The 13895-nt window shown below is 57.1% G+C and carries 13 protein-coding genes, 2 tRNA genes and 1 pseudogene; 8 read left to right on the top strand and 8 right to left on the bottom strand.

Annotated features, from left to right (window positions below; all coding sequences use genetic code 11):
- Positions 1 to 202: 202 nt before the first annotated feature.
- Together M2401_RS30690 and M2401_RS30685 are read right to left on the bottom strand one after the other, a co-directional pair.
- A tRNA-Met gene (locus tag M2401_RS30690) sits at positions 203 to 279 on the bottom strand.
- Between the two features lie 309 nt (positions 280 to 588).
- Positions 589 to 665 (bottom strand) — tRNA-Met (locus tag M2401_RS30685).
- Between the two features lie 238 nt (positions 666 to 903).
- Here M2401_RS30685 and dinB point away from each other — a divergent pair.
- A complete protein-coding gene (dinB, locus tag M2401_RS30680) occupies positions 904 to 1965 on the top strand; it encodes a DNA polymerase IV (protein WP_259109953.1) in 1062 nt (353 codons plus the stop codon).
- 171 nt (positions 1966 to 2136) lie between these two features.
- Here dinB and M2401_RS30675 read toward each other — a convergent pair whose 3' ends face one another.
- The 3 genes from M2401_RS30675 to M2401_RS30665 all read right to left on the bottom strand — a co-directional run bounded on the left by M2401_RS30675 (position 2137) and on the right by M2401_RS30665 (position 6374).
- Positions 2137 to 3084, bottom strand: a complete 948-nt coding sequence (locus M2401_RS30675) for a hypothetical protein (RefSeq protein WP_259109734.1) — start codon at positions 3082 to 3084, stop codon at positions 2137 to 2139.
- Positions 3085 to 3171: 87 nt separating this feature from the next.
- The gene (locus M2401_RS30670) at positions 3172 to 4887 is read right to left on the bottom strand and encodes a proline--tRNA ligase (RefSeq protein ID WP_259109730.1); all 1716 of its coding nucleotides are present in this window, start codon (positions 4885 to 4887) and stop codon (positions 3172 to 3174) included.
- A 158-nt stretch (positions 4888 to 5045) separates the two neighbouring features.
- A complete protein-coding gene (locus M2401_RS30665; protein WP_259109728.1) occupies positions 5046 to 6374 on the bottom strand; it encodes an OprD family porin in 1329 nt (442 codons plus the stop codon).
- A 932-nt stretch (positions 6375 to 7306) separates the two neighbouring features.
- Between M2401_RS30665 and M2401_RS30660 the strand changes: the two genes are divergently transcribed.
- Complete coding sequence (locus M2401_RS30660; RefSeq protein ID WP_259109725.1) at positions 7307 to 7729, top strand: HIT domain-containing protein; 423 nt, start codon at positions 7307 to 7309, stop codon at positions 7727 to 7729.
- A 5-nt stretch (positions 7730 to 7734) separates the two neighbouring features.
- On the top strand, positions 7735 to 7941 hold the full coding sequence (locus tag M2401_RS30655) for a SlyX family protein (RefSeq protein ID WP_259109724.1): 207 nt from the start codon (positions 7735 to 7737) through the stop codon (positions 7939 to 7941).
- Between the two features lie 73 nt (positions 7942 to 8014).
- Here M2401_RS30655 and M2401_RS30650 read toward each other — a convergent pair whose 3' ends face one another.
- The gene (locus tag M2401_RS30650; RefSeq protein WP_238591726.1) at positions 8015 to 8212 is read right to left on the bottom strand and encodes a cold shock domain-containing protein; all 198 of its coding nucleotides are present in this window, start codon (positions 8210 to 8212) and stop codon (positions 8015 to 8017) included.
- Between the two features lie 84 nt (positions 8213 to 8296).
- Positions 8297 to 8620 (bottom strand): annotated as a pseudogene (locus M2401_RS34365) (cold shock domain-containing protein membrane protein); the annotation flags it as partial.
- 432 nt (positions 8621 to 9052) lie between these two features.
- Between M2401_RS34365 and M2401_RS30645 the strand changes: the two are divergent.
- The gene (locus M2401_RS30645; protein WP_259109721.1) at positions 9053 to 9526 is read left to right on the top strand and encodes a Dps family protein; all 474 of its coding nucleotides are present in this window, start codon (positions 9053 to 9055) and stop codon (positions 9524 to 9526) included.
- A gap of 27 nt (positions 9527 to 9553) precedes the next feature.
- On the opposite strand, the gene M2401_RS30640 is transcribed toward M2401_RS30645, so the two are convergent.
- Entirely contained in the window at positions 9554 to 9733 is a 180-nt protein-coding gene (locus M2401_RS30640) for a hypothetical protein (protein ID WP_259109719.1), read from the bottom strand.
- 164 nt (positions 9734 to 9897) lie between these two features.
- Here M2401_RS30640 and M2401_RS30635 point away from each other — a divergent pair, with 164 nt between their 5' ends.
- From M2401_RS30635 to ruvC, 4 genes are all read left to right on the top strand, one after another.
- Entirely contained in the window at positions 9898 to 10245 is a 348-nt protein-coding gene (locus tag M2401_RS30635; RefSeq protein ID WP_259109716.1) for a ribbon-helix-helix domain-containing protein, read from the top strand.
- 303 nt (positions 10246 to 10548) lie between these two features.
- Positions 10549 to 12327 (top strand): aspartate--tRNA ligase, encoded by a 1779-nt coding sequence (aspS, locus tag M2401_RS30630; RefSeq protein WP_259109714.1) that lies wholly within the window; start codon positions 10549 to 10551, stop codon positions 12325 to 12327.
- Between the two features lie 148 nt (positions 12328 to 12475).
- Positions 12476 to 13222, top strand: coding sequence for a YebC/PmpR family DNA-binding transcriptional regulator (locus tag M2401_RS30625; RefSeq protein ID WP_259109711.1), 747 nt, complete (start codon positions 12476 to 12478; stop codon positions 13220 to 13222).
- A 136-nt stretch (positions 13223 to 13358) separates the two neighbouring features.
- Positions 13359 to 13883, top strand: a complete 525-nt coding sequence (gene ruvC / locus M2401_RS30620; protein WP_259109709.1) for a crossover junction endodeoxyribonuclease RuvC — start codon at positions 13359 to 13361, stop codon at positions 13881 to 13883.
- The last annotated feature ends 12 nt before the right edge of the window (positions 13884 to 13895 follow it).

Genomic DNA, 13895 nt, shown 5'->3' with positions numbered 1-13895 from the left:
GTATCGTGACTGCTGGTAAAAAAATTATCGGCAGGATGTGCAAAAACTGTCGCCCTTGGAAATATTACGATACAAGCATGGCGTTCAGGTTTCACAGGGTTTGCCAAAGTGCCTTCTCTGACAAGCATTTAGCGCTGCTGTTCAGCCACCTTTCGATCGGGCAAAAAAAAAGCCACTCTTTCGAGTAGCCTTTCTTTATGTTTGGTTGCGGGAGCCGGATTTGAACCGACGACCTTCGGGTTATGAGCCCGACGAGCTACCAGACTGCTCCATCCCGCGTCTGTGTGGCGGCATTCTACAGCCGAACGGCGAGCTGTCAACCGTTAATGCAAAAAGCCTGCAAATTAGCGGGTGAATCGTTCTCATTGGCTAAGTGGCGGTTTGCAAAGATCTTTTTGCAGCAGCTAATTCGCTAAGGGAGCGATTGTGGGAGCGAATTCATTCGCGAAGAGGCCGGTACATTCAATGGGTATTCATCGTCTGGAGCGCCGCTTTCGCGAATGAATTCGCTCCCACATGCCTCTGCGCGATGAGGATTCTGCGCGAAAACAAAAAAGGCCACTCTTTCGAGTAGCCTTTTTTGATGTTTGGTTGCGGGAGCCGGATTTGAACCGACGACCTTCGGGTTATGAGCCCGACGAGCTACCAGACTGCTCCATCCCGCGTCTGTGTGGCGGCATTCTACAGAGGAACGCTGGGCTGTCAATGCTTATTTCGAAAAAAGGCTTTTTCTTCAAGTGCTTAGCTCTCCAGAAAAAAGCCCGTAAACGCTGTGAGGGCTTGCCGGGCGGGCGTCATAGCGTTTTTTTCAGTGCTGCTCGGCGGGTTGTCGATCGGCGATAAGTGGCACATTTCCATGTGAATGAGATACTGGCGACCATTCCCCTCATACTCATGGCCTCGATGACGCAGCGTAAAATCATTCATGTCGACTGTGACTGCTTCTATGCAGCCATCGAGATGCGCGACGACCCGAGTCTGGCGGCCAAGCCACTGGCCGTGGGCGGCTCGGCGGACCGCCGGGGCGTCATTGCGACCTGCAACTACGAAGCACGGGCCTATGGCGTGCGCTCGGCCATGTCATCCCGGCACGCCTTGAAGCTGTGTCCTGACCTGACCATCGTCAAGCCGCGTATGGATGCCTATAAAGAAGCATCCAGGGAAATCCAGACGATCTTTCGTGACTACACCGACCTGATCGAGCCCTTGTCCCTGGATGAGGCTTATCTGGATGTGTCTGATGCCAGTCATTTCTCCGGCAGTGCGACGCGCATTGCCCAGGATATTCGTCGGCGGGTCTCCAACCAGTTGCATATCACCGTGTCGGCCGGGGTCGCGCCCAACAAGTTTCTGGCCAAGATCGCCAGTGACTGGAAAAAACCCAACGGCCTGTTTGTCATTACCCCTGATCAGGTCGAGGATTTCGTTGCCCAATTGCCGGTGAGCAAGCTGCACGGCGTTGGCAAGGTCACCGCCGACAAGCTCGGACGCCTGGGCATTATCAGCTGCACGGACTTGCGCGGCTGGAGCAAGCTGGCGCTGGTGCGGGAATTTGGCAGTTTTGGTGAAAGGTTGTGGGGGTTGGCACGTGGGATCGATGAGCGGCCGGTGCAGAACGACAGTCGCCGTCAGTCCGTGAGCGTGGAAAATACCTACGACACGGATTTACCTGATCTGGCGAGTTGTCTGGAAAAACTCCCAGCCCTGTTGGAAACCCTCGAGGTGCGCATGGAGCGCATCGCAGATCATTACCGACCGGGTAAACCCTTCGTTAAAGTGAAATTCCACGATTTTACCCAGACCACCCTTGAGCAGTCGGGAGCAGGGCGGCACCTGGGCAGTTATGAGCACTTGCTCAGCCAAGCCTTTGCCCGGGGCGGCAAGCCGGTACGGCTGTTGGGGATTGGCGTGCGCCTGCACGATTTGCGTGCCGCTCATGAACAGCTGGAGTTGTTTACCCGTTAGAGACGGCTGCGCGGTTGTGGGACCGGCTTTAGCCGGGAAGGCGTCATTTCGAATCATACAAATGTAGCGGACGTACCGCCCCCTTCCCGGCTGAAGCCGGTCCCACCGGGATCATTCCAATTCAGACAATTGCGCATTTGCAGCAAGCGCAACCCGTTTGCGCCCACCAGGTCAATTCGGCAACGCCACCAACCGCCCTGCATCCCTGGCCAGGGACTTGATCAGCTCATGCTGCAACTGCGGATCGTTGCGGGTCATGTCGATCAGGCTTTGTTCCAATTCGCTGGCCTGTTCTTCCAGCCCCAACTCGGAAAGGCGTTTGACCCGGTGCACCCACTGACTGACTTCGTCATCTTCCAGGTCGTCGTAGATCAGGGCATGCGCCTCCAGCAGCTTGCCGCGCAAGGTGCTGCTGATGGGCAGAGTGGCATCGCCGTGGGTGTTGTCCTGATCATCTTCGACGCTGACATACAGGCGCGTCACACGGCTCAGGTCTTGCTCGGCGAACGGGCTGTCCAGCAGGTTCAGGCGCAGCACACCGTTACGGTCCGTGCTCAGCTCATGGGTTTCGCTACCGGCCTTGACCAGTACCGGGCGCTCGTTCCACGGCAGATTGGACTTTTCGATCCGGGAATCGCGCTGTACTTCATCGATACCGGCCAGGTTTTGTTGCGCACGGCCGTGGGACGGCGCGTTCATGAATGGGTTCAAGCCGGCCAGACCGTAACTGAGCCAATCCTTGGTCATGCTGTCCGGCAGGTGGCCGAAGGCAACTACATTGGCAATATTGGCGCCGATACCTGCGACCACGGCTACCGCGCCCAGGGGAATCTCGTAGATTTCACGCCAGGGTTGATAGGGGGTATAGCGGTCATAGTGACGGGTTACATCGAATTCTTTGACTTCAAAAGTCTTGAACTCATGGATACGCACGCGACGTTGCGGCAGCTCGAGGGTCTGGGGCTCGCCCATATCCACTTGCAGTACGTGCTCAGTGAGTTTGCGCTCGACGCGCTCTTCGTGCTCGCTGCGCTGTGACATCTGGTTGGCACAACCGCTCATGAGCAGAGTGCCGCAGAGTATCGCGCCACCGAGGCAGGGGGGGCTTCGCTTGAACATGAGATCTCTTGAGGCGGATAAAACGTGTCGTTCAGGTTGGCCGCCGCACTCGATTTGACGACTGCGGCGGCCTTTCACATCAGGCTATCAGCGCTTGATGTGACCCTTGATGAACGACAGTACTTCAGCGATAGGCAGAGCCTGAGCTTCGGACGCGGTACGGCTCTTGTACTCGATGGTGCCTTCGGCCAGGCCGCGGTCGCTGACCACGATGCGGTGCGGGATGCCGATCAGCTCCATGTCGGCAAACTTGTTGCCCGGGCTGGTTTTCTTGTCGCGATCATCCAGCAGCACGTCGAAACCGGCCGCCTTGAGGTCGGCGTAGAGTTTGTCGGTAGCCTCGCGAACGGCATCGGTCTCGTAGCGCAGGGGTACCAGGGCGATATGGAAAGGCGCCAGGGCGTCATTCCAGATAATGCCGTTGGCATCGCTGTTCTGCTCGATGGCTGCGGCAACGACGCGGGAAACGCCAATGCCATAGCAACCCATGGACAGGTTGACCGGCTTGCCGTTCTCGCCCAATACCTGGCACTTCATCGCGTCGCTATACTTGGTGCCCAGCTGGAAGATGTGACCGACTTCGATGCCGCGCTTGATTTCCAGCGTGCCTTTGCCGTCCGGGCTTGGGTCGCCGGAGACGACGTTGCGCAGGTCGGCAACGACCGGCACGGGCAGGTCGCGCTCCCAGTTGACGCCGAAGTAGTGCTTGTCATCGATGTTGGCGCCGACTCCAAAATCGCTCATCAAGGCAACCGAGCGGTCGATGATGCACGGCAGTGGCAGGTTCAGCGGGCCAAGGGAGCCGGCACCGGCGCCGATGGCGTCGCGCAGTTCTGCTTCACTGGCCATGACCAGCGGGCTGGCAACGCCTTCCTGCTTGGCGGCCTTGATCTCGTTGAGCTCGTGGTCGCCACGGATGATCAGGGCGATCAGCTTGCCTTCTTCGGCAGCATGAACCACCAGGGTCTTGACGGTCTTTTCGATCGGCAAGTTGTAGCCTTCGACCAGTTGCGCAATGGTCTTGGCGTTCGGGGTATCGACCAGTGTCAGCTCTTGCGTCGGTGCAGGGCGGGAAGTTTCCCGTGGCACGGCTTCGGCTTTCTCGATGTTCGCGGCGTACTCGGAGCCATTGCTGAAGACGATATCGTCTTCGCCGGACTCGGCCAATACGTGGAACTCATGGGAACCGGCGCCGCCGATGGAGCCGTTATCGGCTTCGACCGGGCGGAATTTCAGGCCCAGGCGGCTGAAGACGTTGCAGTACGCCAGGTGCATGCGATCGTAAGTCTGTTGCAGCGAGGCATGGTCGGCGTGGAAAGAGTAGGCGTCCTTCATGACGAATTCGCGGCCACGCATCAAGCCGAAACGCGGGCGGATTTCGTCGCGGAATTTGGTCTGGATCTGATACAGGTTGATTGGCAGCTGTTTGTAGCTGTTCAACTCGTTACGAGCCAGGTCGGTGATCACTTCTTCGTGGGTCGGGCCCAGGCAGAAGTCGCGCTGGTGACGGTCGGTCAGGCGCATCAGTTCAGGGCCGTACTGTTCCCAGCGTCCCGATTCCTGCCACAGTTCAGCAGGCTGGATACCCGGCATCAATACTTCCAGTGCCCCAGCAGCGTCCATTTCTTCACGAACGACAGCTTCGACCTTGCGCAATACACGCAAGCCCATGGGCAGCCAGGTGTAGAGGCCGGAAGCGAGTTTGCGGATCATGCCGGCACGCAGCATCAGCTGGTGACTGACTACGACCGCATCGGAAGGCGTTTCTTTCTGTGTGGCGAGCAAATATTGACTGGTACGCATGGTAGGCCGTTGTCGGTTGCTGAACTAGAAATGACCGGTGATTGTACGGGGATGATTTATCCCCGTACAGGGCAAGGGCTCTGTCGAGGGCTTTACCCCATAAATGAAGAAGCCCGGCATGAGCCGGGCTTCTTGTGTCACGAGTGACTGAGCAGCGATTACAAGATCGAGATCGGGTAGTCGACGATCAGACGGAACTCGTTAACGTCGCCTTCACCCTGATCGGTGTTAGCGCGGTGCCAGGCTTGACGGATGCGGAAGGACAGGTCTTTAGCCGGGCCGCTCTGGAGCACGTATTTGGCTTCCAGGTTGGTCTCGTGGTGGCTACCGTCTTTGCCGTACAGGCCAGCGTAGGTGCTGTTGCTTGGGGTGTGGGTGCCGTCGATATCAGTACCGCTGATGTAGCGGGTCATGAAGCTCAGGCCAGGCACGCCGTACGGAGCCATGCTCAGGTCGTAGCGAGCCTGCCACGATCTTTCGCCAGGACCGTTGAAGTCGGAGTACTGGATGGAGTTGGCCAGGAAGATCGAGTCGCCACCGCGGTTGTTGTCGCCGATACCGATGTAGTCGAATGGCGTGTCACCGTTGACCTTCTGGAATGCCAGGGTCAGGGTGTGCGCTGCCAGGAACGAGTAGGCTACCGAACCCGAGTAGGCGGTGTTGTTGATGGTACCGGCCTTGGCGCTACCGGTGTCATCTGTGCGATAGATGTTGAAGTCGAACGCCAGGGACTGGTCGCCAGTCAGCGGCAGTGCGTAGTTCACGTTACCGTAGTACTGGTTCCAGACGTCTTCCAGCTTGGCGCCGTAGAACGCAACACCCAGGTTGTCGGTGATGGCGTATTTGCCACCAGCGTAGTCAGCCGACTTGGCGGTTACGCCAGCGTAGGTTGCCCAGATGGTGCCGTTACGGTTGGTTTCGTCCTGGCTGGTACCCGAGTAGAAGTGACCGGCTTCAGCATCGAGGCCTTTCAGTTCGCTGGTCTGCAGGCTGATACCGCTGGCGGTCTGAGGCAGAATGCGGGAACCGCCAACTGCGAAGACTGGGCTGGTAGGCTGCATGTCACCGATTTTCAGCTCGGTTTTCGAGATGCGGAACTTAACGTTGCCACCGGCTTTGCCGAAGCTGTCTTCGTTGCGACCGCGGCTGTCGGTGCTCAGGTTACCGGAACCGGAGTACTTGTCGGAGCCGTCAAGTTTAATTGCGAAATAGCCGAACGCTTCAACACCAACACCAACGGTGCCTTGGGTGTAACCGGAGCTGAAATTGCCCCAGAAGCCTTGAGTCCAGTCTTTGTCGTCTACTGCGCCGTTTTTCTTGTCACGGTTGTAGTAGTAGTTACGGGCTTTCAGGTTCAGGCTGCTGCCTTCAATGAAACCTTTGGCTTCGGACTGGTCGCTGACGAAGGCTGCTGCCGTTGCCAGTTGGGTGCCGGCCGTAGCAGCTGTTACTGCCAGGGCGATTGCGCTCCACTTCATCACTCTCATCGTGATTTGCTCCTTTGGTTTTTAAGAAGAGTTACCGCCATCCCACCTGTTTTTTTATCTGGGACAGCTCTTTCTTTTTTGTGTCGGCGAAACTTATATCACGCTGACCATGGTGGCGATAGTTACCAACCTATCCTTGCAAAATCTTTACGGCGGTGTCGCAAATCCGCTCTGTCCATGTCGCAATTGCATAGCATCCATTATCAATTTGTGGCGCCGTACAACTGCAAACGGTCCCGGCATACCGTCTCCTGTTACAGAGACCGGATGCTCCTTCCGCAAGGAGCGCTGCGAGCCTTGTGAGTGATAAAGCAACAACCGTGCTCAAAGTTCCGTCTGATGGAAAAAATTTGTGAAAAAACTCGGCTTCACTTTCTGATTGGTCTGTATCTTCATGTTTTGTAAGGTTTTTATTTTTTAACAAAAAACCATAATTCCGGCTTGCTGGATCGTTTTTTTGATGCCCCAGCGCTGAAGGTGTTACCTGCTACCGGTCCGATTGAGTAAATGACGGATAAGTGACGTTGCCTAGTGCTGCCGAGTGAGTCGTTTTGGTGCGTTGCCGCGCACTGCCGCCTGATGTTGGAACCCGGGATTTACCCTTCATAGAAGAAAACACCTGCTTTGTTCCAGATTCATGACACGCGAGTCAGGTTTTCGCCCTTTTCCGACGATTAGGGGCATTATCTGACCAAGAGGTGTAACAATTCAGTCAGTCGAAAGGGTGACTGTTTGTGACTCCAAGTGGTGCGCTTCGGCTTTTTTCGTGCCGGATTGGTGCGGCATGGGGTCACGACCGCACCAGGCCCAGGTTTGTCTGGATCAGGCTGTGAAACCCGCTAATCCCGAGTATCCTGCCCGGTATTAAAGGGCGACTGTTACTTGCCCTTGTCCTACAATTTAAATCCTAACCCCATGATCAGGAGTCATACGTGTTTGTTCTGGATTCGCGGTTGCAACAAGACACTTTGCCTATCGGGGACTTCGCCCTGTGCCGCTTATTGTTATCCAATGACTCGAACTACCCATGGTTCATCCTGGTGCCGCGTCGGGACTCTATCAGTGAAGTATTCGAGCTGAGTGCTCAGGATCAATTGCAGTTGTGGCAGGAAACCAGTGACCTGGCTGGCACGCTCAAAGAGCTGTTCCAGGCCGACAAAATGAATGTGGCGGCGTTGGGTAACGTTGTCAGTCAATTGCATATGCATGTCATCGTTCGTCATCGCGATGACTGCGCCTGGCCTGCACCGGTCTGGGGCAAGCACCCTGCCAGGCCCTATACTGCCGAGCAGATTGCGAGTCTGCGTAAGCGCTTGCGAACTGCGCTGGGCGACAGTTTTCGTTTCGAGGAGTGATGAGCATGGATCTCGAAGCACGGGTTACCGAATTGGAAAGCCGTCTGGCTTTCCAGGACGACACGATTCAGGCGCTCAATGATGTGCTGGTCAGCCAGCAGCGAGCTCTGGACCGGCTGCAATTGCAGATTTCGGCGATGCTTAAGCGTCAGGAGGAGATGGGCAGTCAGTTCGAGACCTTCGAGCAGGATGCGCCGCCGCCTCATTACTGAGTGTCGCGCTGATTTCGGTCATAAAAAAACGCGCGTCCCCTCTGCCAGGGGCGCGCGTTTTTTATTGGGGAGGTTAGCGGCGCGGCAAGGCGGCGATAACGTCCTCCGCCTGTAGGCCTTTGTCGCGGTTCATTACGGAAAACTCCACGCGCTGGCCTTCGACCAGTACGCGATGACCTTCGCCGCGAATGGCGCGAAAGTGGACGAAGATATCGTCGCCGGAGTCTCGGGAGATAAAGCCGAAGCCCTTGGAGGTGTTAAACCATTTCACGGTGCCGGTATCGCGTTGGCCCGCCTCGTGGCTTTGTGGGGCGGAAGATGGAGACGATTTATAGAAGCTTACGGCCAGGTGCAGGGATACAGCCACCAATGCTGCGATCAGCCCCATGATAATGGCGGGCAGGCCGGCGATGTTTTCCAGTGGCACTAGCAAGGTCATGGTTTGCAGCACTACGGCCAGGACCAGCAGGGCGCTGACCAGGTTTTGCAGTTGGTGACGTGTACCTCTGTTCCAGTAGGGGATCACGGGTGCCAGTACCAGGTTGAGCAGGCCGAAGAAGGCCAGGTAAAGCGCGTCGGGTTTATCCAGGTAGGAAGACAGGGCTTCGCTACGCAGGGCGGGGATGAAGGAAAGCAGCAGGGCTGCGGCTCCCGTTAGCAGGTGAACTATTTTCAACATTTTAATTAACTCACATTTAAGGCGGATCACAAGGAAATAGCCGACTGCTCCCGGTACGCTTCTGAAAAAATTGAGGCGTGCGGCACGGGAAACGGTTCGGCCTATGGGCTACTTCAGCGGTAGCATCACGTCCTCTATTTAACAGCAAAGCCGAAAGCGACTCAAATCAGCCATTTTCGCTCAAGGCACGCGGATATCCAGACGTCGGCATCGAGAAAAAGTGCCCTGGGCTGTTGTATAGATGCAGCGGTTGTTGGCGAAAAGCCAGGCCGTCGGCTGTATGGCCTGTGGCTCAAAGGCAGGCCGTCTGTCAGTTCGTTCGCTACCGCTGGCGGCGGGGTGGGGCAATGTGAGGCTGCGCCTGGGCGCTTCTCTTGCTACAGTGGCGCCGGCAACGAACTGAATAACGCCATCATACTAAGGGGATGACGCATGGGAATCGATATTGGTATCAGCGAAGAAGACCGCAAGTCGATTGTCGACGGGCTTTCACATTTGCTCGCGGATACTTATGTACTTTACCTCAAGACGCATAACTTTCACTGGAACGTCAGTGGTCCGATGTTTCGTACGCTGCACTTGATGTTCGAAGAACAATATAACGAACTGGCCCTGGCGGTTGACTCGATTGCCGAGCGTATTCGTGCTCTGGGCTTTCCCGCACCTGGTACTTATTCGACTTATGCCCGTTTGTCTTCGATCAAGGAAGAAGAAGGCGTGCCAAAAGCCGAAGATATGATCAGGAGTCTGGTTCAGGGGCAGGAAGCGGTTACGCGCACGGCGCGCAGTCTTTTTCCGTTGCTCGATAAAGTCAGTGACGAGCCGACTGCCGACTTGTTGACTCAGCGCATGCAGGTCCATGAAAAAACCGCATGGATGTTGCGTTCGATGCTTGAGCCGAAGTAAGTGCTTTGACGAGTGGCACATTCAGTGTCACTCGTCTGTCGTTGTTTTCCCTTCTTGAAGTAGTCCCTTTCCTTTTTCACGATCTTGTCGCGCTCCTGCGGCTTCGCTGCCTTGCAGCCCTGGGTTGTGGCCGTGCACGAGCGAACGGCAGGGCGGTATATAAATATTGAATACCACTTTGTATTTTTCTTCGTTATTTGTTTTCAAATATGTCGCCATTCCTCTGAGTGCTGTGGCGAAGTCCTACAGAGTGAGTACATGTATCCTGCTGGAAGTTAAAAAGATATTCGGGCTTGATAGGCATGGCGGTTATTTATTTTCAAATATTTCTGCTTATTGTCCGAATTGATTTTTACAAGAGGAGTAGCATCATGGCACGAGGAGTCGAACGTGACTTCAAGGACGTGGCGCGACAGGCACTGGTCAACGATGATCCGTTTGTCGAAGAGTTCAATATGCATCTTGCACAGCCGCACTCGAAGTCGGTACGTCTTAATGGTTTGGCCACTTGTTTGCGTCTGGAGCAGGTGTACTGGAACATTCTTGCGGCTATTGCCCATGCAAATAGTTGTTCAGTTAATGCGGTGCTTTCCTACATCGATAGGGAAGTCCACCTGCGTTATGGCGGGGTGAAAAACTTTAGTGGCCTGATCAGGGTTGTGTGCGTGGCGCATCTTTTAAAGGGTGATCAGCCGGATCTGCATGAAGCACAGGCCTGAACCACCACTCTTTCCCGCGGGCTCGCATTCGGCGGGCCTGTACGGCCCGTGCCCCGTGCTGCACCAATAGCGGTACAGGGGGCGCGGGCAACTTATCGTATTGCAATCGGTTCATGCGGCTGCACAGGCTCGATTAACCCTATATAATCCCCCGCCTTGCCGAGCGGGGCAGGACTCAGCGCGAACAGGGCCGAAGGTGATCCTCAACTGGCTTGGGCCGCGTCCCAGTACTTCTGCACCATCGAGTGCTGGCCAAGAGTGAAAGCCCCACCGAATTTCGAATGACGAGAAGCGAACACCATCATGATGCGCAGCCATTATTGCGGCCAACTGAACGAGAGCCTGGAAGGTCAGGAAATTACCCTTTGCGGATGGGTCCACCGCCGTCGGGACCACGGGGGAGTCATTTTCCTTGATATCCGTGATCGTGAAGGCCTGGCTCAGGTGGTTTTCGATCCGGATCGTGCCGACACCTTCGCGGCTGCCGACCGCGTGCGCGGCGAATATGTCGTCAAGATCACCGGTAAAGTGCGTGCCCGTCCAGCTGGCGCGGGCAACGCGAACATGGCGTCTGGTGCCATCGAAGTCCTGGGTTACGACCTGGAAGTGCTGAATGAGTCGGAAACCCCGCCATTCCCGCTGAACGAATACTCTGATGTCGGCGAAGAAACCCGCCTGCGCTATCGTTTCATCGATCTGCGCCGTCCGGAAATGGCCGAGAAGCTGCGCCTGCGTTCGCGCATCACCAGCAGCATCCGTGGCTATCTGGACGAGAACGGCTTCCTCGATGTGGAAACGCCGATCCTGACCCGCGCTACGCCGGAAGGCGCTCGCGACTATCTGGTGCCGAGCCGCACGCACCCGGGCAGCTTCTTCGCCCTGCCGCAATCGCCACAGCTGTTCAAGCAACTGCTGATGGTGGCCGGCTTCGACCGTTACTACCAGATCGCCAAATGCTTCCGCGACGAAGACCTGCGTGCCGACCGCCAGCCGGAATTCACCCAGATCGATATCGAGACCAGCTTCCTCAACGAAGAAGACATCATCGGCCTGACCGAGAAGATGGTTCGCAAGCTGTTCAAGGAAGTGCTGGACCTGGAGTTCGGTGAATTCCCGCACATGACCTTCGAAGAAGCCATGCGTCGCTACGGTTCCGACAAGCCTGACCTGCGTAACCCGCTGGAACTGGTCGACGTTGCCGATCAACTGACCGGTGTCGAGTTCAAGGTATTCAGCGGTCCGGCCAACGATCCGAAAGGCCGTGTTGCCGCACTGCGTGTGCCGGGTGCCGCAAGCATGCCGCGCAGCCAGATCGACGACTACACCAAGTTCGTCAGCATCTACGGTGCCAAGGGCCTGGCCTACATCAAGGTCAACGAGCGCGCCAAGGGTGTTGAGGGTCTGCAATCGCCGATCGTCAAGTTCATCCCGGAAGACAACCTCAAGGTCATCCTGGACCGCGTTGGCGCCGTCGATGGCGACCTCGTGTTCTTCGGTGCCGACAAGTTCAAGATCGTCAGCGAAGCGCTGGGCGCACTGCGCATCAAGGTCGGTAACGACCTGAAACTGCACACCTGCGAGTGGGCACCGATGTGGGTCGTCGACTTCCCGATGTTCGAAGAAAACGACGATGGCAGCTTCACCGCGTTGCACCACCCCTTCACGGCGCCCAAGTGCACCCCTGAAGAGCTGGAGGCCAACCCGGCGACAGCCCTGTCCCGCGCCTACGACATGGTCCTCAACGGCACCGAGCTGGGTGGCGGTTCGATCCGTATCCATCGCAAGGACATGCAACAGGCGGTCTTCCGTCTGCTGGGTATCGCCGAAGACGAGCAGCAGGAGAAGTTCGGCTTCCTGCTCGATGCTCTGAAGTACGGTGCTCCGCCCCACGGCGGCCTGGCCTTCGGTCTGGACCGTCTGGTCATGCTGATGACCGGCGCCCAGTCGATTCGTGAAGTCATTGCCTTCCCGAAAACCCAGAGTGCTGCCGATGTCATGACCCAGGCCCCAGGCGTCGTCGATGCCAAGGCCCTGCGTGAACTGCACATCCGTTTGCGCGAACAGCCTAAAGCGGCTGAGTAAGACCTCTCAGGCCGCACCGTTGCATCAGTTGATGTGACCGTGCGGCCCGATTGCACCCACACAGGGGTGCCCGATTGAGTTGAAGCCTCTTGCCAGAGCTGTACAGGGCAGGGGGTGAGCGTGTTTCAAGCAGAATTCGGAGCGAGATATGGCAGGTCATTCTAAGTGGGCGAACATCAAGCACCGCAAAGAGCGTCAGGATGCCAAGAAAGGCAAGATCTTCACCAAGTGGATTCGTGAACTGACGGTCGCTGCCCGTCAGGGTGGCGGTGATCCGGGCTCCAACCCGCGCCTGCGCTTGGCACTGGACAAGGCCCTGAGCGCCAACATGACCCGCGACACCATTGACCGCGCCGTTGCCCGCGGCGTCGGCGCCGATGATGGTAACGATGTCGAAGAGCTGGGTTACGAGGGCTACGGTCCGGGCGGCGTGGCGATCATGGTCGAAACCATGACGGATAACCGCAACCGTACCGCTGCCGCCGTGCGTCACGCTTTCACCAAGTGTGGTGGCAACCTTGGCACCGACGGTTCGGTGGCCTACCTGTTCGATCGCAAGGGGCAGATTTCCTTCGCTCCGGGCGTCGATGAGGATGCGTTGATGGAAGCGGCCATGGAGGCCGATGCCGACGATGTGGTCAGCCATGAAGACGGCTCGATTGACGTCTTTACCTCCTTTGCCGGGTTCTACGCCGTGCGCAACGCTCTGGAAGCTGCCGGTTTCAAGGCGGCGGACGCGGAAATCGTCATGCTGCCAACCACCAGCGCCACTCTCGATCTGGACGGTGCGGAAAAGGTCATCAAGCTGATCGACATGCTTGAAGACCTGGATGATGTGCAGAACGTCTATTCCAATGCCGATATTCCAGACGATGTGATGGAGCAGCTTGGCTGAGTCCTATCGTTAAGCAGGTGGTACACGGCAGAAGCCGGAGCGACGAAGTGGTGATGTTCAGGCCGCTATCGACCTCCGGCTTCTGCCTTTATGCTTGGCTTATCGGCAAGCGGGACTTCTCAATGCAGCAGGCGTTATGACTCTTATTCTAGGTATCGACCCCGGTTCGCGGATCACCGGTTATGGTGTGGTCCGTGATACCGGTCGGGGCTGTGTTTACGTGGCCTCCGGCTGCATCCGCACCGGTAGCGGCGAGTTGCACGAGCGCTTGCAGATTGTCTATCGCGGCGTGCGCGAGGTGATTCAGACCTACGGACCTGTGACCATGGGCATCGAAAAGGTGTTCATGGCGCGCAATGCTGACTCGGCCCTCAAGCTTGGGCAGGCGCGGGGCGCGGCCATCGTGGCCGGCGCCGAGGAGTCGCTGGAAATCGCCGAATACACCGCGACCCAGGTCAAGCAGGCGGTGGCGGGCACCGGCGGGGCCAACAAGGAGCAGGTAATGATGATGGTGATGCACCTGCTCAAGCTGACCCAGAAGCCACAGATCGACGCTTCCGATGCCCTGGCCATCGCCCTGTGTCATGCTCACACCCGTTCCAGCCTGATTCCCCATGGCCTGGCCACTGCGCGCAGCCGCGGCGGTCGCCTGCGGCTCTGATGGCAGCATGGG

It is taken from the genome of Pseudomonas sp. JUb42 (assembly GCF_024807945.1).
In the GTDB taxonomy this organism is placed as follows: Bacteria; Pseudomonadota; Gammaproteobacteria; order Pseudomonadales; family Pseudomonadaceae; genus Aquipseudomonas.
Note: the sequence above shows the minus strand (reverse complement) of the source record. Positions and strands in the feature narration are given on the sequence as shown.